This is a genomic window from Niveispirillum sp. FG148, from assembly GCF_057809655.1.
In genome coordinates, this window is the sequence record NZ_JBMDKJ010000033.1 from 1 (window position 1) to 22544 (window position 22544).

The window sequence follows — 22544 nt, forward strand, 5'->3', positions numbered from 1 at the left end:
GAGCGAACAGGATAACAGGATGTTCAACCCCGTCGCACTTCAGCGTGAATCTGCCTTTGGTGTAAACGCCATATAGAGATGTCACCCTTGTGCCATCGGGTCTCCGGTATTGGAGGGCGTGATGGTGCTTGTGATGATGAGCGCACAGGAGCTGACGCGGGTCGAGGTTCTGGCTGAGGTCGCCGGCGGTTACCGGACGGTGACGGGAGCGGCAGCGCTGCTGGGTCTGACGCGTCGGCAGATATTCCGTTTGCTGGCGCGGTTCCGGGCTTCTGGCGCGGCTGGGCTGGCTGTAGCCCGGCGGCACTGCCGTCGTCAAAAAGGCCGCAAGCCTCGGACCTCGGTGATCGCAGCCAGTTCGGCCATTGGGAGGCGGATCTGGTGATCTTTGTGCGCAAGCATGGCCAGAGCAACGTCACCTCGCTGCAGGAGCGACAAGCCCGATATCTGCGGTTACTGGGCAATGAGGACCGTCGCTCCGCCGGCGTCATGTCCCGGGTCACGGATGCCCTGGCTCCCCTGCCCGGCCCCGCCCGCCGCAGCATCACTTTCGACCGGGGAACAGAGTTTGTCGGCGCCTGGCGGTCATTGTCCCTGCCGAACTGGTTCTGCGGTCCGCACAGTCCCTGGCAGAAAGGCAGCATCGAGAACGCCAACGGACGGGTGCGACGCCGATTACGGGGCCGGATGGCCGGGTTCCGTCTGCGGTGGCCAGGACCCTCTCCAATAATAGGCCATCGCGCGAATGGACTTCGCAAGCCAGGACAAGAACTCGGCGTCACGTTCAGGCTTTCCTTCATCGATCCAGCGCACGAACGCGTCGAGCAGGAAAGTCATGATCGACTCGCCGAGTAGTCTTTCCTCGCCTGGTGTGGCGTCATCCGCATCACCAAGTATTTCATGGACGCGATCTTCCGACCGCAAAACAATGGCTTTGCACAGCTTTTCATAATGACACCCGAATTCCGGGTCATGTGCTGAGTGTCGAACCACCAACTTGAACGCCGCTGCATTGGCGCGTGCCACTTCAAGTGTGCGTGCCACCCGTTGGGTCCACCAATCGGCGGGCGCCTGATCGACTTCCAGAATGAGATCGACAATTCGCTCCAGGGCAGCGTGAACAAGTTTGTCGCGCGAGCCGAAATTTCGATAGAGCACGATTTTCGACAGGCCGATGCGCGCCGCGATCTGATCCATGGTCGCCTGATGCAGGCCACGCTCACAGATCACTTCGGACGCCAAGGCCAGCAATTGTTCCTTGCGGTCTGTGCGGTGGTTTTCCAGGATCTCTGAAAAGGTCTTTATAGTCATAGACTTACCGGAGATTGATCCGCTGTTCCTGCTCGCCGACAGCATCATTGACACTAAACGCCTTCGGACCTCCGCTGAAACCTTAAAATTACGGCTGGGCTGCAAAATTGCGCTTGATACGCCAACGTATCCAATGATACGAAGTCGTATCAACCACTCGGGCGCACAATATGCCACGGGCGGAAAGTCGCTAAGGGGAGGAACATGGGTATTCAATATAGGCTCGCCTTGAGCGCGAGCGTGGCTGTGCTATCCGCGGTTCTGCTGCCTCAATCAGCCTCGGCGCAGGCGGCCGATAGCCAAGGCGGGACCGTTTCACAGCATGATGATGCGCCGGTCGTTCTGGAAGAAATCATCGTGACTGCCCGCAAGCGCGCGGAAGCACTTGAAGATGTACCCGCATCCGTGAGCGTGCTGACCGGCGAGAACATCGAGCAGTTGAACCTGCAGACTGTTGAGGACTATGTCCGCCAGGTTCCTGGCGCCATTCTCGTCAGTTCCGGCCCGGAATATCTTAGTGACATCGCACTGCGTGGCCAGGGCGGCGGGCGGTTGTCGACGTCGGAATCGACGACGGGCATATACCGCAATGGCCAGTTTGTCGCCGGCGGCGGTTTTGGCGGTCGCACTTACAGCGCTATAGACTTTCTCGACGTCAAGAATGTCGAGGTCTATCGAGGCCCGCAGGGCGCGCTTTATGGCCGCAACGCCGTTGGCGGTGCCGTCAATGTCGTCAATGCCGAGCCGTCGCAGCGCGTTGAGGCGCGGGTGCGTGTGGGCACGAATTCGGTGAGCGATAACTCGTTCGAATTCATCGGTAATGCTCCGCTCAGCGACACCGTTGCGGTGCGCGTCGCGGGTTACACATCCGACCAGAATGACGGCTATATCAAGGATTCCGTTACGGGTGCGGCGCTTGACAAGCGTGAGGACCGGGGCGGGCGCATCAGCGTCTCTTATGACATCAACCCGGAGGCACGCCTCGTCGCCACCATCGAGAGTTCACATTCCCAAGCGCCGTCTTTCACGCCCAACGGCCAGAACCTGGCCCTGGACCCCAGCTATGATGTGCGCAAGGGCATTGGCTCCAACATTAGTTTTGACGGCGATCTTGGAACGACGACGATTGATCAGGACTCAGCTTTCGGTCAGTTCACCTACGATTTCGGTTCAAGCGAACTGACGGTTCTGGCCAGCTACAAGAACCGGAAGGGCGTGCGCTGGGACGATCTCGACCATTTCCTCGGCGTGGCGACCATCACGCATCCGACGCTGGGCCTTTCGACGGCGGACATTGTCGACAATCAGCAAGAGGATTTTGAGCGCTCCGGCTATGAGGCGCACCTCGTCTCCAAGGATGGCGGCCCGTTCACCTGGATCATCGGCACTGATTACCAGACCTACTCATCCGAAGGGTTCACCCGGCGCTCCACCGCCTATACCGGTGCGTATGCTGTCTCCACGGCGTTGAACGGGCAGGCGAAAGCTGATTACAGCACAGAGGATTTATCCTCTTACTCCATCTTCGGCTCGGCCGGTTTCGACCTTACGCCGCGCCTGAATTTCAGTGTCGAGGCGCGTTACCAGACCGACGACAAGTCGTTCGCATTTCATCGCGACGATCTTCGCGCCGGCGCCCCGAATGTCACGGTTCCACTCACCAGCTATGACCGCAAGTGGGACCGCTTCCTGCCCGCCGCGACCGTCACCTACAAGATTGTCGACGGTACAACGCTTTACGGGCGTGTGGCGACCGGCTATCGCGCCGGCGGCTATAACTCAACCGTCGAGCCGGGATTTGAGTCCAAGGTCCCGTATGATCCCGAAGATGTGATCAGCGGCGAAGTCGGCCTTAAGGGCGCCTATCGCATTGGCGTGGTCAAATTACGCCCGCAATTGGCGTTCTACTATTCCAAGAACGACGGCACGCAGGTCACGACGGCGATCTCATCGACCAGCTCACAATTTGTGATCGACAATGTTCCCGGCAATTATCTCTATGGCGGGGAATTTGAACTGGTGGCCACCGCGCCGTTGGCGGGCGGTCAGATCTATACGAATTTTGGCCTGTCCGGTGCGAATGGCAAATTCGATGACGGCTCCAGCATCATCTTCCAGGGCTCGACGGTTGATATCAGCGGGCTGCGTGTCAATCGCTCCCGCGATTACATCGTCAACTGGCAACTTGCCTATTCCCGAGAACTGGGCGGCGGACTTGAGGGTTTCGTGTCGACCAGCCTCCAGGCTGAGGGCGGCGGCTACGACGACGCCAATCATACGCGTATTTCCAGAGACTACGTGATGTACGACGTCTCGGCTGGAATATCGGGCTATGGCTGGAGCCTCGATATCTACGGCAAGAATCTGTCCAACAAGATCTTCCAAGTCGTCGACGTTGCCAACAACAGATATTACAACACGCCGCGCACCTATGGCGCCAAGTTGACTTGGAAATATTGACGATCTGCTTGCCGCCGCCATTTCCACCATGGCGGCGGCAAGTTGTCGTGACAATGGGTGGGGGTGAATTGCGAAAGAAGAACGGGTCCCATAGGCGGCACACAAGCGTCAGGTGCGCGGGTATGGAGGAGATGGGATATGAAAGTCTTTGCGACCTTCTATGCAATGACCTTTGCCGCCATGTTGTCTGCCTGCACGCCGGCGCACACCGATGAAGGGCCAGCGGCGGACGCGATCATCACGACGGACCAGGGAAGTCTTGCCGGGACCGCACAGGATGACGTTGTCGCCTTCAAGGGCATCCCATTCGCGGCACCGCCGATTGGACCGATGCGCTGGCGCCCCCCGGCACCGCCGGTGCCATGGACCGGCGTGCGCTCCGCAGCCGAATATGGACCAGGATGCCCACAGCCCATGCGTGAAGAAGCCGGTGGCGTGGGGCGCGTCGATCGGCAAAGTGAGGATTGCCTGACGCTCAACATATGGAAGCCACAAGGCGCAGGTGCCGGCGCGCATTTGCCCGTGATGGTGTGGATCCATGGTGGCGCCCATCGGTTGGGATCGGGGACCGCACGCTTTTATGACGGCAGTGAATTTGCGCGTCAGGGTGTTGTTCTCGTCACCATCAACTATCGTCTGGGGTTGCTCGGCTTTTTTGCCCATCCGGCATTGACCGCTGAAGCGCCGCCGGACAGCCCGCTCGGCAATTATGGCATCATGGATCAGATGGCGGCGCTGCGCTGGGTACAGAATAACATCGCAGCGTTCGGTGGCGATCCGGCGAATGTCACCGTCTTCGGTGAAAGCGCGGGCGGTGCGGACACGCTTTTTCTGCTCGCCAACCCAAACGCCCGCGGCCTGTTTGCCAAAGCCATCGTGGAATCCGGGGGCGGTCTTCAGCGTCCGCAAAATCTTGCGCAGACAGAAGCCGCCGGCATCCGCTACGCCGCCGCAATCGGCCTTGGGGCCGACGCCAGCAGCGATGATCTGCGCGCCAAGACCCCGGAAGATTGGATCAACGCGCAAGGCGGGCTGCAGGGCGGGCTGGGCTTCGGTCCGTTCATCGATGGGCGTTTGGTGACGGAGGCACCGTCGCGGGCGTTTCATGAAGGGCGCGCCCTGGATGTGCCGCTGATCATTGGCGCGAATTCCGACGAAGCCAGTGTGCTGGAAACGCTTGGCGTACCGAACGGGGCGCTGGACGCGGCCTTTGGCGGAAATGTGGGTGCCCTGCGCGCGCTTTATCCGGCTGATGTAAGTGACGAAACCTTTCGTCGCCGTGCGCTGGGCGACCTCGTCTTCGTTGCGCCCTCACGCTGGATTGCGGCTGCCGCCTCGGCGGGCGCACCGTCCTACCTCTACTATTTCGACTACCGCGCCACCGTGCGGCGTGGCTCTCGCCTCGGCGCATGGCACGGCACGGAAATTCCCTTTGTGTTCAAGTCCTGGGTCGGCACCCCGCTTGAGCATTTCCTGAGCGCGCAGGATCGCGACATGTCCAACGTGATGTCTGCCTGCTGGGTAGCATTTGCCCGTACCGGGACACCCGCATGCGACGGAGCCCCCGCCTGGCCCGCTTATACGCCAGGGCAGGACCTTCGTATGAATTTCGGCGAACAGAGTATCGCTGTGCAGAAGCCTTTGCAGGCGGCGGCCTATGATTTCATTGTCGGAGGATTGCATGTCGCTGAGCATTGATCCCCGTGCTCCCGTGAAGAAACTGCTCACATGCGCCCTTGTGTCGGTCGTGGCGCTTTTTGCGCAAGGCTGTGCCTTGGCCCAGAGCGTCGCGCATGCGGAAGCTCGGGCGGGCGTTGAAGAACATCGTATCGATGTCGGAGGCCAGGCCCGCGACTATCTCCTTGGCGGTGCGCCCGGTCCGACGCCAGCGCCCCTGGTGATCGCGCTCCATGGCGGTGGCGGCAGCCCGGATTCCATGGTGGCGCGGTGGAGCCCGCTTGCCGAGCGCGAGCATTTCGTCGTCGCCTTTCCGAAAGGTGTTGGCCGCACCCAGCGTGCCGGTACCTGGAATGCCGGGGGCTGCTGTGGCTACGCCATGACCTCGGACAGCGATGATATCGCGTTCATCGCCGCTCTGATCGACGACATCTCCCGCCAGCGCCACATTGATCCAAAGCGCATCTATGTCACAGGTTTGTCGAACGGCGGCATGATGACCCATCGTTTGGGCATAGCCCTGTCGAACCGCCTTGCAGCCATCGCTGTTGTCGCCGGCGCCATGTTCGGTGATGAAGCGGCGCCGACATCGCCGCTCTCCGCGCTCATCATGCATGGCCAGCAGGATAATGTGGTTCCGTTCGCCGGCGGCGAAAGCCCGATGGGCCTGGTGGCGCGCTCGCAATCCCGGCCGTTCCTGCCGGCTGAAAACGCCGTTGCCTTCTGGGTCCGTGCCAATGGCTGCGCACCGGAACCGGCAGTCAGCACACAAGGTGACGTCACCACCAATGCCTATCGTTCGTGCCGGGGCGGAGCGGAAGTCGTCTTCGACCGTCTCGCATCGGCCGGTCACACCTGGCCAGGTGCCGCCCCGGCCTCGGTTTTCATCGAACGCAACAGCTACGTCGAAATCGACGCCAGCGAAGTCATTTGGGCGTTCTTTCAACGCCATGCACGTCCGTGAAATGCATGTGAACGAGTGAAGGGGACGCGGTCGGAATGCGACCGGCGTTGAACGTGCGCCGCGCGATCGCCTCGTCTCGAACTGTTCCTGCCAATAAGGATGCTTAAGGCATGTCTGGTCCCGGAAAATTCCGTCATGTTCTGACACAGCCCCCGCGCGTCATCATGCGGGTGGGTGAAGGCGGAATTGTCTACCTCGAACATCCAGAGCCGCTGGTCGCTTCCGCTGCCAATCTTGTCGAGTTGCTGGTGCAGGCCCGAACGACACATGGTGCGGAGCCATTCATCCATGAGCGGTCCGGCGATGGGTGGCATGGGTTAAGCTATGATGAGTTCGCCAGCCAAGTCGCCGCGGTCGCCCATGTGCTCCGGGAAAGGGGCGTCGGGTCGGGTGTTGTCGTTGCCATTCTTGCGCGAAATTCCATTGCGCATGCCATAGCGAATTTCGCGGTCCTGGCGTTGGGCGGGATCGTGACGCCCATCTCTCCCATGGCCTTGGCGCATCAGAGCGGTGTGCAGCTGGTGAGTGCGCTGATCAACACGGTCGGCGCGACAATGGTCCTGCATGACGAAAGCCTGGCTGCTTCCATCGCTGGTGACAGCTTCCCGACGGCACTGGCCCTGGAAGATCTGATTGCCGACACGTCGGCCGGCAGCATCGATCTGGCCCATGCTGCGCGCACCATCACCTCGGCAATGGGTGCAAAGATCCTGTTCACCTCCGGATCGACCGGCACGCCAAAGCCGTTACTCAACAGCCACGCCATGCTAGTCGCGTCAGCGGACATGGCGAACGCCGTCACGCCGCGGGTGCCGCAAAAGCAAATTCTGGTGGATTGGCTGCCCTGGCATCACACGTTCGGCGGAAACATCAATGTGCATCTCATCATGCTGCGTGGTGGGGAACTGTACATCGATGACGGCATGCCGACGCCGGCCCTGTTCGGCCGCACGCTGCGTAATCTTGCGGATGTCGGTCCTGCTTCGATCACCAGCGTACCGATCGCCTATCCGATGCTGGTGGAGGCGCTCCAGGCGGACCCGGCACTGGCCAAGCGTATCCTGCGAAACGTACGCGTCTGTTCCTTTGGCGGCGCCGCGCTCAGCGCGCCGGTGGTGGAAGCGTTCCAGCGTATTGCCGTTGATGCCACCGGCGAGCAGATCATGTTCAGCGCCGGATATGGCATGACCGAAACGGGCGGGATCATCACATCCGTATACTGGCAGACGGAGCGTGCGGACCTGCTTGGCGCCCCATTGCCGGGATGCAGGCTCAAGCTTGTGCCTCTCGGTGATGACCGCTTTGAGTGTCGCGTCGCCGGGCCGAACGTGTTTTCCGGCTATATCGATGGCAGCCGGGAGCATTTCGACGAGGAAGGTTACTTCAGGACCGGCGACGCCTTGCGAATGGCCGATCTTGGGGATTGCGCAGCCGGTCTCATCCATGACGGTCGTCTTGGGGAGGATTTCAAACTGGCCACCGGCGTCTGGGTGCGCGCTGGGGCTCTGCGCGAAGCCTTGCTGAGCGAGTTGCGGCCGTGGGTGAGCGAGGTGCTGATCTGCGGTGTGAACCGGGCCGGTGTCGGCGCGCTCATCTGGCCGAAGCCGGAATTCGACGCAGCCATGGTTGAGGCGGAAATCCGTGCCGCCCGTGACCGCTTCAATGCCCGCGTTTCAGGCGCATCCAATCGCATCGCCAGATGGCGGTTCGCCCGCACACCGCTCAGCGCGGCCGAACTCACGGTGAAAGGGTCCATGAATGTTGCGCGCGCCACGGAGCGCCGCCGCGATGAGATCGACGCGATGTTTGCCGAAGCACAGACAAACTGATGAACAAATGGAGGACCAATGCCACAGACGCAGGTCAAAGATCTGAATTCCTGGATCGGTCGAGAGGTCGGTGCATCCGACTGGTGTGTGATTGATCAGGAGAGAATATCAGCGTTCGCCAACCTTACCGAAGACTGGCAGCCCATCCATCTTGATCCGGCCGCGGGCCTCCGGGCGGGCTTCCGCGGCACAGTCGCCCACGGTTTCCTGACGCTCTCCATGCTGTCGAAATTCGCCTACCAATCAGCCCTGACGATTGAGGGATCGGTGGCTGCCTTCAACTACGGTTTCGATCGCGTGCGCATGATAGCGCCGGTCGTAGCCGGGTCGCGCATTCGCGGACGCTTCATCCTGAAATCGGTGCAGAACAAGACGCCGACGCGCTTCGTTCTGTGCTTCGAGGCCATCATAGACATTGAAGGGTCGGAGACGCCTGCATTGATCGCCGATTGGCTGACCATGCAGGAAATCGCCAGTCCTGACGGCAAATGACCGCGATTGCGAAAGCGGGAAAGGGAGAACTCATGTCGATCGATTTCAAAGGGCGCGTTGCCATTGTCACCGGCGGCGGCGCTGGCTTGGGCAGGGCCCATTGCATGGCGCTGGCGGCACGCGGCGCCAAGGTGGTGGTGTGCGATCTTGGATCAGGTGCCGATGGCACGTCGCAGGCCGCTGATGAAGTGGCAATTGAGATTCAGCGTGCAGGTGGCGAAGCGATCGCCTGTGCCGCGGATGTCGCCCAATTTGACCAGGTGGAAGCCATGGTCGCCACCGTGATGAACAAATGGGGGCGCGTCGACATCCTGATCAACAATGCCGGCATTCTGCGCGACAAGACTTTCTCCAAGATGGAGATCGCGGACTTTCACAAAGTGATCGACGTGCATCTTTTCGGGGCCGTGCACTGTGTCAAGGCGGTCTGGGAAATTATGCGCGCGCAGCGTTACGGCCGCATCCTGATGACGACGTCATCCTCCGGTCTCTACGGCAATTTCGGCCAGTCCAATTATGGGGCCGCGAAGATGGCCCTGGTGGGCTTCATGAATGTGCTGCACCAGGAGGGGAAGAAGCACGACATCCGGGTCAACGCGCTGGCACCGACGGCGGCGACACGCATGCTCGAGGGTCTGCTGCCCGAGGAGGCCGCGCGCCTGATGGCGCCGGAACTGGTGTCGCCCGCCGCGCTTTATCTGGTCGCAGAGCATGCACCTTCAAAAGTCACGATGGGTGCCGGTGCCGGATCATTTTCCGTGGTGCATATCAGCGAGACCCGGGGCGCCTATTTGGGCAGCGCAGGGCTCAGTGTCGACGACGTCGCCGCAAACTGGGAGCGCATTGCCGACCCAGGCCAGGAGGAAGAACTGGAGATGGCGTTCCTGCAGACCGACAAATTCGTCCGCGCAGCCTCCGCCGCGCTTCGCGGCGAAGAAATGGGAGTTTGACGCATGCGTGAGGCTGTCATCGTTTCAACAGCGCGCACGCCGATCGGCAAGGCCTATCGCGGCGCTTTCAATAACACGCCGTCACCAACGCTTGGGGGCCACGCGATCAAGCACGCAATCGCACGCGCCGGCATCGATCCATCCGAGATCGACGATGTGGTCATGGGTGCGGCGTTGCAAATGGGCACCGCATTTCAGAATGTCGGACGTCAGAGCCTCATTCGCGCCGGTGTGCCCACCAGCGTCGCCGGGCAATCTGTTGATCGGCAGTGCGCTTCCGGGCTGATGGCGATTGCCATCGCGGCCAAGCAGATCGTCTGCGATTCCATGAATATCGTGGTCGGGGGTGGGGTGGAATCGATTTCCATGAACCAGACCGAAGCGATGTTCGGCGTGCCGGACCCGTGGATCCGGGAGAACAAGCCAAGCCTGTACATGAGCATGCTGGAGACGGCGGAAATCGTATCTGAACGATATAATATTCCGCGAGAGGCACAGGATGCATACGCCCTGCAATCGCAGCGGCGCACGGAAGCTGCGCAGTCCGCGGGCAGGTTTGCCGATGAAATCGTCCCCATTGAAACGGTAATGCTGCGCAAGAACAAGGCCACCAATGCCGTCAGCGAAGCGATCGTGACGGTGACGAGCGACGAAGGCCCGCGTTCGGACACCACGCTTGAGGGTCTGGGCAATTTGAAGCCGGTTTTTGCCGGTGGGCAAAAGCGGGCGCAAGGCGATTTCATTACGGCGGGTAACGCCAGTCAGCTCTCCGATGGTGCATCCGCTGCGGTACTGATGGAAGCCAAGGAAGCGGAGCGCCGCGGCCTCACACCCCTGGGCGCCTATCGTGGGATTGCCGTTGCCGGTTGCGAGCCGGACGAGATGGGCATCGGGCCGGTCTTCGCCATCCCGAAACTGCTGAAGGCTCACGGCCTCAAGGTGGCCGACATCGGGTTGTGGGAACTCAATGAGGCTTTCGCCTGTCAGGTCATCCATTGCCGCGATCAACTCGGCATTCCGGATGAACTGCTCAATGTTGACGGTGGCGCCATCGCGCTTGGCCATCCTTACGGCATGAGCGGTGCGCGGATGATCGGGCACGCTCTGATCGAAGGCCGCCGCCGCGGCGCGAAATATGTGGTGGTCACGATGTGCGTGGGCGGCGGCATGGGCGCCGCCGGTCTGTTTGAAGTGTTTTAGAGGGGGATGAGGGTATGTCTCAGATCGTCGATCGTAGAAATCTCAACTTCCTCCTCCATGAGGTTCTCGAGTTAGACCAGCTTCTGAAAGCTGAGCGGTTCAGCGACTATGACCGGGTATCGGTCAACGCTATCCTGGACACGGCGCAGACCCTGGCGGAGGAGAAGCTCCTTCCCTGTGCTGCGGCACTGGACGCCAATGAGCCGCATTTTGATGGCACGCGGGTTTCCATCATGCCGGAAGTCGGCGACGCCCTGAACGCCTATGCGGACGCCGGCTTGTTCGCATTGGGATTTGACGAAGAGTTTGGCGGCCTGCAGGCGCCCTATCTTGTCGCGTTGGCGGCCACGGGCATCGCGTCGTGCGCCAATGCGTCGGCCACCAGCTATGCCTTTCTTACTGTTGCCGCCGCGAACATGCTCAGCGCCTTTGGCGATCAGGAACAGAAGGCGCTGTTCCTGCCGCCAATGCTGGAAGGCCGCTGGTTCGGCACCATGTGTCTTTCCGAACCCCAGGCGGGTTCGTCCCTGTCGGACATCCGCACGCGTGCAACGCCGATCGGTGATCGGCGCTATCATATCACCGGAAGCAAGATGTGGATTTCCGGCGGCGAGCAGGAGATCTCGGAAAATATCGTCCACATGGTGCTGGCGAAGATTCCGGGAGGACCGCCGGGCGTAAAAGGCATCTCGCTGTTCATTGTTCCCAAATATCGGGTCGATGCGCAGGGAAATCTGCAGGAACGCAACAATGTCGCGCTCGTTGGGCTCAATCACAAAATGGGGCATCGCGGCACAACGAATACGTTGCTGAATTTTGGTGAGGCGGGTCCATGTGAGGGCTGGCTCGTTGGCGAGCCGCACAAAGGCCTCAGCTACATGTTCCACATGATGAATGAAGCGCGCATCGTCGTTGGCTATGGCGCCACGATGAGCGGCCTTGCCGGCTATCTCTATTCGCTTGAATACGCCAAGACCCGCCCGCAGGGCCGCCATCCCCATGACAAGGACCCGACCAGCCCGCAGATTCCCATCATCGAGCATGCTGATGTGAAGCGTCTGCTGATGACACAGAAAGCCTATGTGGAAGGGGCCCAGGCGCTTGCCTTATATTGCGCCAGTCTCGTCGATCGCCTCACGATTTGCGGCGACGAGGCTGAGCATCGCCGTCTTGATCTTCTTCTGGAAATTTTGACGCCGGTGGCGAAGTCCTGGCCATCCGAATATTGTCTGGAGGCCAACAAGCTGGCCATTCAGGTGCTGGGCGGATACGGCTACACGCGTGATTATCCGGTCGAACGCTTCTATCGCGACAACCGGCTCAATCACATTCATGAGGGTACGCATGCCATCCACGGCATGGACCTGCTGGGCCGGAAGGTCTCCATGCATGGCGGGGAAGCCTACCGCATCCTGGCCGCGGAGATCCTGACCACGATCGGCGAAGCGGAGGGCGTTGCGGCGCTTTCGAACTTTGCGGATGCCCTGCGCAAGGCCACCTTGGCACGCGATGCAGCCACACAGGCTGCCCTTGCCTGCCCGGACTTGAATGTCCGCCTTGCCAATGCAACGCTTTACCTGGATGCCTTCGGACACGTCATCGTGGCGTGGCTGTGGTTGCGTCAGGCACTGGTCGCGCAAAGGGCGTTGGCTGGCGCGGACGGCGCATCGGAGCGCGCCTTCTACGAAGGCAAAATCGAGGGATGCAAATTCTTCTTCCGTTACGAATTGCCAAAAGTGCACGCGACCTTCGATCTCGTGGGCGGGTTGGACGAAACCTGTTTGCGCCTTTCCCCGGAACATTTCGTTGCGGGATAAAAATACGGGGGAAACAATGCTGCGTAGGGATCTGATGAAAGGCGCCTTTGCGCTTTCGCTGTTGAGCACGGGGTGCACGACATCGCCGACGGCCAAGGTCAATCCACTGGGAGAGGAGGCGCTTGCCGCGGCATTCGACTATGCCTTCCCATTGTATGAGTTCGCGCGCATCGAACAGGAACGGACCAGCGCCATAAATGGATCGCCGGGCCGTCTCAACGTGCTGGCTCATCGTGCCCAGTTGATGGACCACACCTCGCGCCAGGTCACGGCTCCCAACAACGATACCATCTACTCCTCGGCGTTTCTGGAGCTTTCGGGCGGGCCTGTCGAAATCAATGCGCCAAGCGCAACGGATCGCTATTTCTCGATCGCTTTCATGCATGGGTTTACCGACGTTTTTGCCTATATCGGTACCCGTGCCACGGGCGGCCGGGGCGGGCGGTATTGGATTGCGGGTCCGCAATGGCAGGGTGAGACACCGGCAGGTGTCACCTTGATCAGCGCGCCGACCAATGATGTCTGGATGCTGATGCGCACGCTGGTCGACGGGCCAGATGATCTGGCTGCCGCGCACGCGTTCCAGGTGCAATTGTCGCTCGGCATTCCGCCCGCCCGCCCGCCGGCGCGCGGCTTCACCGTGGCCGCTACGGATGTGTCGGACCCGAAAAATTTCCTGAGCCTCGTCAACGAGGTTATCGGCCGTACACCGGTTCGCCGGGGACTGCTCGCCAGGGCCTCGGGCTTTTCGGCGCAGGGCATTGCGGCTGATCAGTCTCCGTCACCGGAACTCCTGGAAGCCTGGCGCGCCTATATTCCCAAAGGTCTCGCGGCATTGCGGGAAACGTTTCTATTTCGGGACTATCGCGTCGCGGGCTGGAGTTATGCGCCACCGGGCGTCGCTGATTTCGGGAATAACGACAGGCTGCGCGCCGCCGTGGCGCTTGGCGGTATCGCTGCGCTCACCGAAGACGAGGCGATGTATTTTCACGCCAACTTCGACGCCGATGGCAATGAATTGTCCGGTGCCCATAATTACGTCTGGCGGTTGCCGCCGGGCGGTGTTCCGGTCGATGGGTTCTGGTCATTGACCGCCTATATGGTGATGCCCGACGGCCGCTACTTTCTGATCCAGAACCCCATCAATCGCTATTCGATTGGTGACCGCACGCCTGGGCTTGTTCATGACGCCGATGGCGGTATCAGCATCCTGATCCAGAAAGACAGGCCGGAGGGACCGCTCGCCGCCAATTGGTTGCCCGCCCCTGAAGGGCGTCTGCGTTTGGCATTGCGCGCATACCTTCCGCGCGCACAATTGCTGTCCCGTCAATGGCGCGTCCCGCCTCTGCGTATCGCATAAAAGGGTCCAAGCCTGGCTCTGTTGCAAAGATGGGCGGGTTCCGGCGGAATGGGGCGATCGAGAGAGGGAGGGGCCGTGTCGGATTCCAAGGGGCGGCACTTTGAAGGCGAGATCGTTCTCTGGGCGGTCCGCTGGTAATGCCGATACGGGATCAGCTACCGCGACCTGGAACAGATGATGGCGGAGCGCGCGGCGAAGCCCGTCTTGTCGAGCGCGCCTTCGGGCTTGGTCCCTGCGCGCTGACCGACGCGGCCCAATTCGTCACCCGGCAACTGGAGCTTCGGGCCGTCTGATCCTGACGGCCGGACCGGCAGCCGGCTTCAGGCGCCTTTACCAGATCCTTGCAACAGAGCCTCCTTGTCGGATGGCAGGATGAAACACAGGGCCAGCAGCCAAGTGCGCAGCGGCAGCTTGGTCGCATGCCGCGGGGCCTGGCATTAGCCATTGAGATAATTGAGTTTTCTTCCCCGGGTCTGGAAATGTCATTTCTGCTCCAAAATTGGCTACCGTTAAAAGCATAAATTGGCTACTATCCTGGTACAGCCGGTGCTGAAACCGGCACCATGGACACGGGAGCACAGGGATATGAGCGATTTGAGACGGGCGTTGCTGGTGAGCATCGCATCGGGAGCTGCACTTGCATCTGGCGCCTATGCACAGGATGTGGCGCTCGAAGAGATTGTGGTCACCGGGTCTCGCCTTTCCGCGACGATTGAGACCTTCCCCGGTTCCTACACGGTTGTGGGCCGCAAGGATCTGGAGGATCAGCTGTCAACGACGGCCGATATCGGGTCGGTCCTGGCCAACATGGTGCCCGGCATCGCCGCGTCCAACGGCACCGCCGCGAATGTGGAACAGAGCCTGCGCGGCCGGCCCCTGCGCGTCTTCATCGACGGCATTCCCGTTTCCAATCCGTTGCGAGATGGCGGTCGCGACCTGCGCCTGATCTCCCCGTCCGTCATCGGCTCCATCGAGGTGATCCGCGGGGCTTCGGCACTTTATGGTCAGGGCGGTGCCGGCGGCATCGTCAATTACATCACCAAGGATGCGCCCGCGACCCAGGAATTCCGTTTCAAGACAGAGATCGGGACCAGCGTATCGACGCAGCATCTGGCCGACAGCGCACGCCCCAGCGTCTCGCAAAGTGCGTCGGGCGCCATCGGCGGCATTGATGTCAACCTGAACGGCTCCTATGAGCGGGTGAACGGCCAGTTCGACGCCGATGGTGACCGTCTGGCCCCCGATCCGCACAATTTCGGCGGCATCGCCGACAGCAATATCTATAACCTGTACGCCAAGCTGGGCTATTCCTTCGGCGACCAGCGCGTCGAGGCCATGGTCAATTATTACCAGCAGAAGCAGGATACCAACTACGTCACGGTCAGCGGCAATATCGCCAAGGGGATCAAGGAGACGGCGGTCAAGGGCATGGCCGACCCCCGCGCGCTCGACCCGGAAAACCGCAACACCATTTCGTCCCTGGCCTATGAAAATGGCGATGTTCTCGGCTCCGCCCTGAATACCAAGATCTACTATCTGGAAAATTACAGCGTCTTCTCCTTCGACGCGGCACGCCTGGGCGGCACCCAGACCACCATCACCTCGGAAAAGATCGGCTGGCAGACCGATTTCACCACCAAGCTGGATGATTGGGGGCTGGACGGGGGCACTGCATTGTGGGGCTTCGACATTGCCCGCGACACCACCGAGCAGCCGCTGATCCCGCTGACCGACAAGCCCGGCGATGGCCGCACCTTCACGCCGCCGCTGAAGCAGATGAACTATGCCGCCTTCATCCAGCTGGATGTGCCGGTGACCGACTGGTTCACACTGCGCGCGGGCATCCGGCATGACGAATTCAAGATGAAGATCGATGATTTCGTGGCTGGCCTGACCAATGTGAAGGTCGCGGCGGGCGAGCTGGATTACAGCGCCACGCCGGTCAATATCGGCGGCACGCTGCATGTCCTGCCCGAAGCGGAAATCTTCGGCGGTTTCTCCCAGGGCTTCTCGATCCCCGATATCGGGGCGCCGTTGCGCCGCGTGACGGCGCGGAACCTGGACAATTTCGACCCCAAGCCGCAATTGGTGAATAATTACGAAATCGGTCTGCGCGGGACGGTGGCCGAGATCGGCTACACGGTCGCCTATTTCATCAGCAAGTCGAAATATGGCACCGACTTCGTGATCGATACTGTGAACCCGACCGAGGCCGCGACCCTGCGCGAGAAGGAGCGCATCCACGGCGTTGAGGCCACGCTGAGCGGCAAGATCGGCGACAGCACCGGCTGGGGCGGCAGCTTTGCCTGGTCGGAGGGCAAGCGCGACGCCAACCATGACGGCAAGGTCGACACGCCCCTGACCGGCCGCCGTATCGGTCCGGAACAGTACAATGCCTGGCTGGAACAGGAATTCACCGGTGACTGGTCGGGTCGCCTGCAGGTCAACCGCACCGGCAGCCGCAACAAGTTCCCCACTGCCAAGATCAATGATTTCTACACGGGCCGCGTGCGCCCGGTGACGCGCGTCGACGCCTCCACCCAGTACCGCATGGACAAGGTCCTGTTCACCTTCGGTGTGAACAACCTGTTCAACAACGACTATTATTCCGTCACGTCCCAGATGATCAACCGCGACCAGCTGTACAGCAAGGCGGAGGGCCGGACCCTCTTCCTGAAGATGTCTGCGGAATACTGATCAGGCCGTCCCGGTCCTGCGGCATCATCCGCATCCCGGCACCGGGCGATCCCTCCCGACATGGATGACAAGAATGACTCTGCCCGTGAACGGCGCGGAACGGGGCTTCACGCCCTATGATATCGGCAGGACACCGGCAACGGCCAGCCGCATCGATCAGCGCTTCTCCTACTGCCTCTATGTGCCTTCCCGGCTGGTGGAAAACCCGGCCGGCGGGCGCATCCTGGCGGCAGTCCATGGCACGGACCGCGGCAATCAGGCGCTGCGGGACTTGTTCATTCCTTATGCAGAGGCGACGGGCAGCATCATCCTGGCCCCCCTGTTCCCCTGCGGGATCGGCGAGCCGCAGGAACGGGATAATTACAAATATATCGAGTATCAGGGCATCCGCTTCGACCACCTGTTGCTGGACATGGTGGCAGAGGTCGCGGCACGCTACGGCGTAGAGGACGGGCGGTTCGACCTGTTCGGATTTTCCGGCGGCGCGCATTTCGCCCACCGCTTTCTTTACCTGCATCCCGGCCGGCTGCGGGCGGTGTCGGTCGGGGCGCCCGGCTCCCCTACCCTGCTGGACACCGACCGCCGCTGGTGGGTGGGACTGGCCGACATGGAGGAACGGTTCGGCGTCGCGCTGGACCTGGACGCCATGCGGCAGGTCAGGGTGCATCTGGTTGTCGGATCGGATGATACTGACACCTGGGAAATCACCCATGCCCCCGGTTCCCGCCATTGGATGGAAGGGGCCAACGATGCCGGTGTAACGCGGGTGGACCGCATGCACACGCTGGCCGGCAACCTGCGATCCAATGGACTGGATGTGCGGCTGGATATCCTGGACGGGGTGCGCCATTCCCGTGACGCGCTGGTCGGGTCCGCCATCGCCTTCCTGAACGGGCTGGCGCAAGCGGAGGGAGGGGACGATGTTTCGACCTAACCGCCTGAAGCGCCTGCTGCGGGAAAAGCGGCCGGCGCGCGGGGCCTGGCTGTTCATGGGCAGCCCCGCCGTGACGGAGGCGCTGGCCCCGCTGGGTTTCGATGCCCTGATCATCGACCATGAACATTCGCCGGGCGGGCTGGAAACCGCCATCCACCAGATGCGGGCCATGGCGGGCACCGGCACCACAATCCTGGCCCGCTTGTCCGACAACCATCCGGCCCCCGTGCGGCATCTTCTGGATGCGGGTGCGGAAGGGCTGATGGCCGCCAACCTGGACAGTGCGGATGCCGCCGACCGTCTGGTCAGGGCCACGCGCTACCCCCCGCATGGCATAAGGGGGGCCCATTACACCGTCTCTCGGGCCGCCGGCTGGGGGGCGTGGAGCTGGGAGGTGGCGGAATTCGGCGAGGCTGAAACCCTGACCATCGGCCTGATCGAAAGCGTGAAGGGCGTGGACGCCATTCCGGAGATGGCCAAGGTCCCCGGTCTGGACATGCTGTTCATCGGCCCGCTGGACCTGTCGATCAGTGCGGGCGTGCCCGGACAATATGACACCCCCGCATTCAAGGCTGTTCTGGAAGCCGCGGAACGGCGCATTCTGGAGGCGGGGCTGGCCCTGGGGGGAACCATTCTGCCGGGCCTGCCGGCGGAAACGATGTTCGACCGTGGCTATGGCTTCGTCACCCTGGGCGCCGATGTGACCTTTCTGCGCCGGGGCGCGGGTCTGGCCCTGGGCCAGCCAGGTTGAGGGGGAAAGACGATGCAGGACCGATCACCCGCCGCCCTTTCTCCCCCCTGCCCCCTGTCGCGCCGCCAGATGCTGGCCGGCCTGGCCACCGCCGCTTTCCTGCCGGGTGCCGCCCGCGCCGATGATCTGGTCACGGCATCAAAGGCGGAAAGCGGGCTGCTGATCTATTCGATCATGGCCGAATATAATTGGCGGCCCCTGCTGCGCGGGTTCCAGGCGCTCTACCCCTGGATCAAGGTCAATTGCCTGGACATGGGCCCGTCGGAAGTGTTCGAGCGCTACTACGCCGAAACCTCCGTCAGCCGGCCCTCGGCGGATATCATCGTCTCCAGCGCGCCCGACGCCTGGATGCGCTTTGCGGCCAAGGGCGGCATCGGCGCCCATGTCAGCCGCGAGGATGTCAGCCTGCCGGCCTGGAGCCGGCCCATGCCCGGCCTCTACACCCTGTCGGCCGACCCGATGGTGATGATCTACAACAAGCTTCTGCTGAAGCCCGACCAGTATCCCGACGGGTTGAACCGGCTGGCGGCCCTGGCGGAGGAAAATCCGCTGAAGTTCCGCAAGCGGGTCACCACCTATGACGCCGCCGCCCATGCGCTGGCCTATGCCGTGCATTGGGCTTCCATCACCAGCGGCCGGCCCGGCGGCTGGGACCTGATGCAGCGCCTGTCCCCCGCCGTGCGGGTGGAAAGCGGCGGGGCCGCGATGATGGAGAAGGTGACGACGGGCGAATATCTGGTCGGCTTCAACGTCTCCGCCGTCACCGTCTGGCCGCAGATGGCGACCAAGGGCCGGTCGGAGATTGTGGACTGGACCCTGGACAAGGATGGAACGGTGCTGGTGCCGCGCGGCATGGCCGTCACGGCCGCCAGCCGCAGCCCGGCCGGCGCCCGGCTGATGCTGGATTACCTGCTGTCGCATGATGGACAGGTGGCGGCGGCCCAGGGCGGGCTGATGCCCTACCGGTCCGATGTCCGGCCCGACGAGGTGCCCTACCTGACCTATGACGGTCTGGTCCGGCGGCTGGGGGCCGAGGACAGGATCGTCCATGTCGGCTACGACCCCACCATGCTGGACCATTATCAGGATTTCATCGCCCGCTGGAACGCCACGTTTAAGGCGCGGCGGTGAGGGCTTTTCTTATGTTTGTTTGCTTTCCCCGCGAAAGCGGGGACCCAGGGGCCACGCGCCACCCCCTATCGGTGCAACCAGCCCCTGGACCCCCGCTTTCGCGGGGGAGGCAGGAAGCAGCATTATCGGCGATATGCCGTTTTCCCACCCCCTGACATCAAGGACCGGATCGGCCCATGTCCCTGGCGGAACCCCAATCCCGATTTTTCCGGCCTGACCGGGCGCTGCTGATCCAGACGGCGGTGGCGCTGGCGACGCTGGCCCTGGTGCTGGGGCCGCTGGTGCCGGTGTTGTGGCAGTCGCTGCTGGACCGTCCATTGTACGAGGCGGCACCTTTGTTCAGTCTGGACAATTATGTCCGGCTGTTCGGCAATCCGCGCTTTCATGATGCGCTGGGCAATTCGGTGCTGCTGGCGCTGCTGTCCACGCTGATCGCCACGGTGCTGGGTGTCGCCTTCGCGCTGTTCCTGGAACGCACCGACATGCCGGGGCGCGGCCTGCTGCGCAACCTGACCCTCTGGCCCATGTATGTGTCGCAGCTGGTCCTGGCCTTTGCCTGGTTCATCCTCTACGGCCCGTCCGGCTATATCACGCTGGCGGTGGAACGGGTGGCCGGCGTGCCGCTGTGGGACATGTACACGATCCTGGGCATGGGATTGCTGGCCGGCACCTCACAGGCGCCCGTGGTCTATCTGTTCTGTTCGTCCTCCGCCCGCATGGCCGACGCCACGCTGGAGGATGCGGCGCGGTCGGTCGGTGCCAGCCCGCTGCGGGCGCTGTGGTCCGTCTCCCTGCCCCTGATGCGGCCCTCCATCATCTACGCGGCATTGCTGACCTTTATCGGTTCGCTGGAAATGCTGGCCGTTCCCCTGGTCTTCGGCAAGCCGGTGGGGTTGGAATTCTTCACCACCTTTCTTTACATCGAAGGCCTGGGCGCCATCACCCCGGACTATGGGCTGATCGGGGCTGCGGCAACGCTGCTGCTGGCCGTGATCTCCGTCCTGCTGGTGATCCAGGGCCTGCTGCTGCGCCAGTCCAAGCGCTTCGTCACGGTGCGTGGCAAGGCGCAGCGGCCGAAACTGGCGCCCATCGGGCGTATCGGCTGGGTCGTGTGCGGCTTGATGTGCCTCTATACCCTATTGGTCCTGCTGCTGCCGCTCGCCGGAATTGTGCTGCGCTCGGTCACCAGTTTCCTCACCCCCCTGATGTCGCCGTTCGACCTGCCGACGCTGGATCATTTCCAGGTTCTGTTCGGGTACGAGGCCTATCGCCGCTCCGTCGTGAATTCGGTGATCATCGCCACCTTCGGCGGGGCGCTGGCCACTCTGTTTGTGGCGCTGGTGGCGCTGGTGGCGCACCGGTCGGACTTCCGCTTCCGTCGCGCCCTGGAATTCGTGGCGCTCTATCCCCGCGCCATGCCGGGCATCATTGCCGGTATCGGCATGTTCTGGGCCATGCTGCTGCTGCCTTTCGCCCATGTGCTGCAGGGCACGATCTGGCTGCTGATGCTGGCCTTCACCATGCGCGGCATCCCCATGGCCTTCGGCGCCCTGGCGCCCACGCTGCACCAGATCGGCCGCGAACTGGACCAGGGGGCGCGGTCGGTGGGGGCCGACTGGTGGACCACGGTCCGGCTGATCATCTTCCCCCTGATGAAGCCGGCGCTGTTTTCGGCCTATGTGCTGCTGTTCCTGGCCTTTTTGAAGGAATATGCCGCCGCTGTGTTCCTGTTCGCGCCCGGCGCCGAGATCATCGGGACGACAATGCTGACCTTCTGGACCAATGGCAGCACAGGACCGGTCGCCGCACTCTCCGTCATTCAGCTCGCCATCACGGCCCTGTTCGTGGCCCTGGCGCGCCGCAGCTTGAGGACCAATAAAGATGTCTGAGGTCGTCGTCGATCGTCTGAACAAGCATTATGGCCCGGTTCAGGCCCTGCATGAGGTCAGCCTGCATGTCCCGGATGGGGAGTTCCTGACCCTGCTGGGGCCGTCGGGCTGCGGCAAATCCACGACCCTGTTCGCCATCGCCGGGCTGGACAGCCCGTCTGGCGGGCGCATCACGGTGGGCGGCCGGGATTTCTACAACGGGGCCAGCGGCCTGGACCTGCCGCCGGAAAAACGCAACCTGGGTCTGGTGTTCCAGTCCTACGCCCTGTGGCCGCACATGAATGTGCGCCAGAACCTGGCCTTCCCCCTGCGGCTGCGCAAGGTTTCCAAGAAGGAACAGGAAACGCGGATCGAGGAGGCACTGGCCCTGGTGGAGATGGGCGCCTATATCGACCGTTATCCGCACGAATTGTCGGGCGGGCAGCAGCAGCGTGTGGCGCTGGCCCGCACCCTGGTCTTCCGCCCGTCCCTGCTGCTGCTGGACGAGCCCTTGTCCAACCTGGATGCCAAGCTGCGCATCAAGGCGCGATCCTGGCTGAAGCAGTTGCAGCGGCAACTGGGCCTGACCACGCTGTATGTCACCCATGACCAGTCTGAAGCCCTGGCGCTGTCCGACCGGATCGTGGTGATGGAAAAGGGGCGGGTATCGCAGTTGGGCACGCCGGAGGAGATTTACCGCCGCCCCGCCAACGCCTTTGTCGCCGATTTTGTCGGCGCCAGCAATTTTCTGCCGGGTGAGGTGGTGGACCGCAACGCGGCCGCCGGCACCTGTCGGGTGCGGCTGGTGGATGGGGACATGCTGACGGCCCTGTGGCCGGATAGGGCCGCGCCGCCTGCCGGCAGCCTGCTGACCGTGCGGCCCGAACATATCGGCCTGTCGGCACAGCCGCCGCGGCCCGACCCCGATATCAACATCCTGCCCGGCCGCATTCTGGAGCGTGCCTATTTGGGCGCGCGCCTGCTCTATACGCTGGATTGCGGCCCCGGGCTGGTCCTGATGGCGGAGACGGAAACGCGGGTCGAGGGTGATACGGCGTGGCTGCGCTTTGCCGTGGATGACACATTGCTGGTCCGGGCCTGAA

Annotated in this window: 16 protein-coding genes and 2 pseudogenes; 17 read left to right on the forward strand and 1 reads right to left on the reverse strand. The window is 62.3% G+C overall.

Features of this window, described 5'->3' with window-relative positions; translation table 11 throughout:
• Positions 1-136 precede the first annotated feature (136 nt).
• Both ACODTW_RS23960 and ACODTW_RS23965 read left to right on the forward strand, forming a co-directional pair.
• Positions 137-262 (forward strand): annotated as a pseudogene (locus ACODTW_RS23960) (hypothetical protein); the annotation flags it as partial.
• A 24-nt stretch (positions 263-286) separates the two neighbouring features.
• Positions 287-678, forward strand: a pseudogene (locus ACODTW_RS23965) (IS30 family transposase); the annotation flags it as partial.
• On the opposite strand, the gene ACODTW_RS23970 reads toward ACODTW_RS23965, so the two are convergent.
• Complete coding sequence (locus tag ACODTW_RS23970; RefSeq protein WP_488948652.1) at positions 676-1359, reverse strand: TetR/AcrR family transcriptional regulator; 684 nt, start codon at positions 1357-1359, stop codon at positions 676-678. The pseudogene ACODTW_RS23965 and the gene ACODTW_RS23970 overlap by 3 nt on opposite strands.
• Before the next feature lie 156 nt (positions 1360-1515).
• Between ACODTW_RS23970 and ACODTW_RS23975 the strand changes: the two genes are divergently transcribed.
• From ACODTW_RS23975 to ACODTW_RS24045, 15 genes are all read left to right on the forward strand, one after another.
• A complete protein-coding gene (locus tag ACODTW_RS23975) occupies positions 1516-3771 on the forward strand; it encodes a TonB-dependent receptor (protein WP_488948653.1) in 2256 nt (751 codons plus the stop codon).
• Positions 3772-3909: 138 nt separating this feature from the next.
• Entirely contained in the window at positions 3910-5469 is a 1560-nt protein-coding gene (locus tag ACODTW_RS23980) for a carboxylesterase/lipase family protein (RefSeq protein WP_488948654.1), read from the forward strand.
• Complete coding sequence (locus tag ACODTW_RS23985; RefSeq protein WP_488948655.1) at positions 5453-6412, forward strand: extracellular catalytic domain type 1 short-chain-length polyhydroxyalkanoate depolymerase; 960 nt, start codon at positions 5453-5455, stop codon at positions 6410-6412. The genes ACODTW_RS23980 and ACODTW_RS23985 overlap by 17 nt, the downstream gene beginning before the upstream one ends.
• 110 nt (positions 6413-6522) lie before the next feature.
• The gene (locus ACODTW_RS23990; protein WP_488948656.1) at positions 6523-8241 is read left to right on the forward strand and encodes an AMP-binding protein; all 1719 of its coding nucleotides are present in this window, start codon (positions 6523-6525) and stop codon (positions 8239-8241) included.
• Between the two features lie 18 nt (positions 8242-8259).
• Entirely contained in the window at positions 8260-8733 is a 474-nt protein-coding gene (locus ACODTW_RS23995; protein WP_488948658.1) for a MaoC family dehydratase, read from the forward strand.
• A 32-nt stretch (positions 8734-8765) separates the two neighbouring features.
• Positions 8766-9683, forward strand: coding sequence for an SDR family NAD(P)-dependent oxidoreductase (locus ACODTW_RS24000; protein ID WP_488948659.1), 918 nt, complete (start codon positions 8766-8768; stop codon positions 9681-9683).
• Positions 9684-9686: 3 nt separating this feature from the next.
• A complete protein-coding gene (locus tag ACODTW_RS24005; RefSeq protein ID WP_488948660.1) occupies positions 9687-10883 on the forward strand; it encodes an acetyl-CoA C-acyltransferase in 1197 nt (398 codons plus the stop codon).
• Positions 10884-10897: 14 nt separating this feature from the next.
• Entirely contained in the window at positions 10898-12700 is a 1803-nt protein-coding gene (locus ACODTW_RS24010) for an acyl-CoA dehydrogenase (protein WP_488948661.1), read from the forward strand.
• Positions 12701-12716: 16 nt separating this feature from the next.
• Positions 12717-14060 carry a DUF1254 domain-containing protein gene (locus tag ACODTW_RS24015; RefSeq protein WP_488948662.1) on the forward strand — a complete coding sequence of 448 codons (1344 nt, stop codon included), beginning with the start codon at positions 12717-12719 and terminating at the stop codon, positions 14058-14060.
• Between the two features lie 585 nt (positions 14061-14645).
• Entirely contained in the window at positions 14646-16757 is a 2112-nt protein-coding gene (locus ACODTW_RS24020; protein WP_488948663.1) for a TonB-dependent receptor, read from the forward strand.
• A 73-nt stretch (positions 16758-16830) separates the two neighbouring features.
• On the forward strand, positions 16831-17691 hold the full coding sequence (locus tag ACODTW_RS24025) for an alpha/beta hydrolase (protein WP_488948664.1): 861 nt from the start codon (positions 16831-16833) through the stop codon (positions 17689-17691).
• Complete coding sequence (locus tag ACODTW_RS24030) at positions 17678-18442, forward strand: HpcH/HpaI aldolase family protein (protein ID WP_488948665.1); 765 nt, start codon at positions 17678-17680, stop codon at positions 18440-18442. Before ACODTW_RS24025 ends, ACODTW_RS24030 begins: the two co-directional genes overlap by 14 nt.
• Positions 18443-18454: 12 nt before the next feature.
• Positions 18455-19573 (forward strand): ABC transporter substrate-binding protein, encoded by a 1119-nt coding sequence (locus tag ACODTW_RS24035; RefSeq protein ID WP_488948666.1) that lies wholly within the window; start codon positions 18455-18457, stop codon positions 19571-19573.
• Positions 19574-19749: 176 nt separating this feature from the next.
• Positions 19750-21462: an ABC transporter permease gene (locus tag ACODTW_RS24040; protein ID WP_488948667.1), complete on the forward strand. Its 1713-nt coding sequence runs from the start codon at positions 19750-19752 to the stop codon at positions 21460-21462.
• Entirely contained in the window at positions 21455-22543 is a 1089-nt protein-coding gene (locus ACODTW_RS24045) for an ABC transporter ATP-binding protein (RefSeq protein ID WP_488948668.1), read from the forward strand. The genes ACODTW_RS24040 and ACODTW_RS24045 overlap by 8 nt, the downstream gene beginning before the upstream one ends.
• Position 22544 lies beyond the last annotated feature (1 nt).

Excerpts from the sequence above, each read along its gene's own strand:
- ACODTW_RS24025 (WP_488948664.1), top strand. The coding sequence starts at position 16,831 with ATGACTCTGCCCGTGAACGGCGCGGAACGGGGCTTCACGCCCTATGAT.
- ACODTW_RS23970 (WP_488948652.1), bottom strand. The coding sequence starts at position 1,359 with ATGATGCTGTCGGCGAGCAGGAACAGCGGATCAATCTCCGGTAAGTCT.
- ACODTW_RS24005 (WP_488948660.1), top strand. The coding sequence starts at position 9,687 with ATGCGTGAGGCTGTCATCGTTTCAACAGCGCGCACGCCGATCGGCAAG.
- ACODTW_RS23985 (WP_488948655.1), top strand. The coding sequence starts at position 5,453 with ATGTCGCTGAGCATTGATCCCCGTGCTCCCGTGAAGAAACTGCTCACA.
- ACODTW_RS24010 (WP_488948661.1), top strand. The coding sequence starts at position 10,898 with ATGTCTCAGATCGTCGATCGTAGAAATCTCAACTTCCTCCTCCATGAG.
- ACODTW_RS24045 (WP_488948668.1), top strand. The coding sequence starts at position 21,455 with ATGTCTGAGGTCGTCGTCGATCGTCTGAACAAGCATTATGGCCCGGTT.
- ACODTW_RS24030 (WP_488948665.1), top strand. The coding sequence starts at position 17,678 with ATGTTTCGACCTAACCGCCTGAAGCGCCTGCTGCGGGAAAAGCGGCCG.
- ACODTW_RS24020 (WP_488948663.1), top strand. The coding sequence starts at position 14,646 with ATGAGCGATTTGAGACGGGCGTTGCTGGTGAGCATCGCATCGGGAGCT.
- ACODTW_RS23995 (WP_488948658.1), top strand. The coding sequence starts at position 8,260 with ATGCCACAGACGCAGGTCAAAGATCTGAATTCCTGGATCGGTCGAGAG.
- ACODTW_RS23975 (WP_488948653.1), top strand. The coding sequence starts at position 1,516 with ATGGGTATTCAATATAGGCTCGCCTTGAGCGCGAGCGTGGCTGTGCTA.
- ACODTW_RS23980 (WP_488948654.1), top strand. The coding sequence starts at position 3,910 with ATGAAAGTCTTTGCGACCTTCTATGCAATGACCTTTGCCGCCATGTTG.
- ACODTW_RS24015 (WP_488948662.1), top strand. The coding sequence starts at position 12,717 with ATGCTGCGTAGGGATCTGATGAAAGGCGCCTTTGCGCTTTCGCTGTTG.
- ACODTW_RS24000 (WP_488948659.1), top strand. The coding sequence starts at position 8,766 with ATGTCGATCGATTTCAAAGGGCGCGTTGCCATTGTCACCGGCGGCGGC.
- ACODTW_RS24040 (WP_488948667.1), top strand. The coding sequence starts at position 19,750 with ATGTCCCTGGCGGAACCCCAATCCCGATTTTTCCGGCCTGACCGGGCG.
- ACODTW_RS23990 (WP_488948656.1), top strand. The coding sequence starts at position 6,523 with ATGTCTGGTCCCGGAAAATTCCGTCATGTTCTGACACAGCCCCCGCGC.
- ACODTW_RS24035 (WP_488948666.1), top strand. The coding sequence starts at position 18,455 with ATGCAGGACCGATCACCCGCCGCCCTTTCTCCCCCCTGCCCCCTGTCG.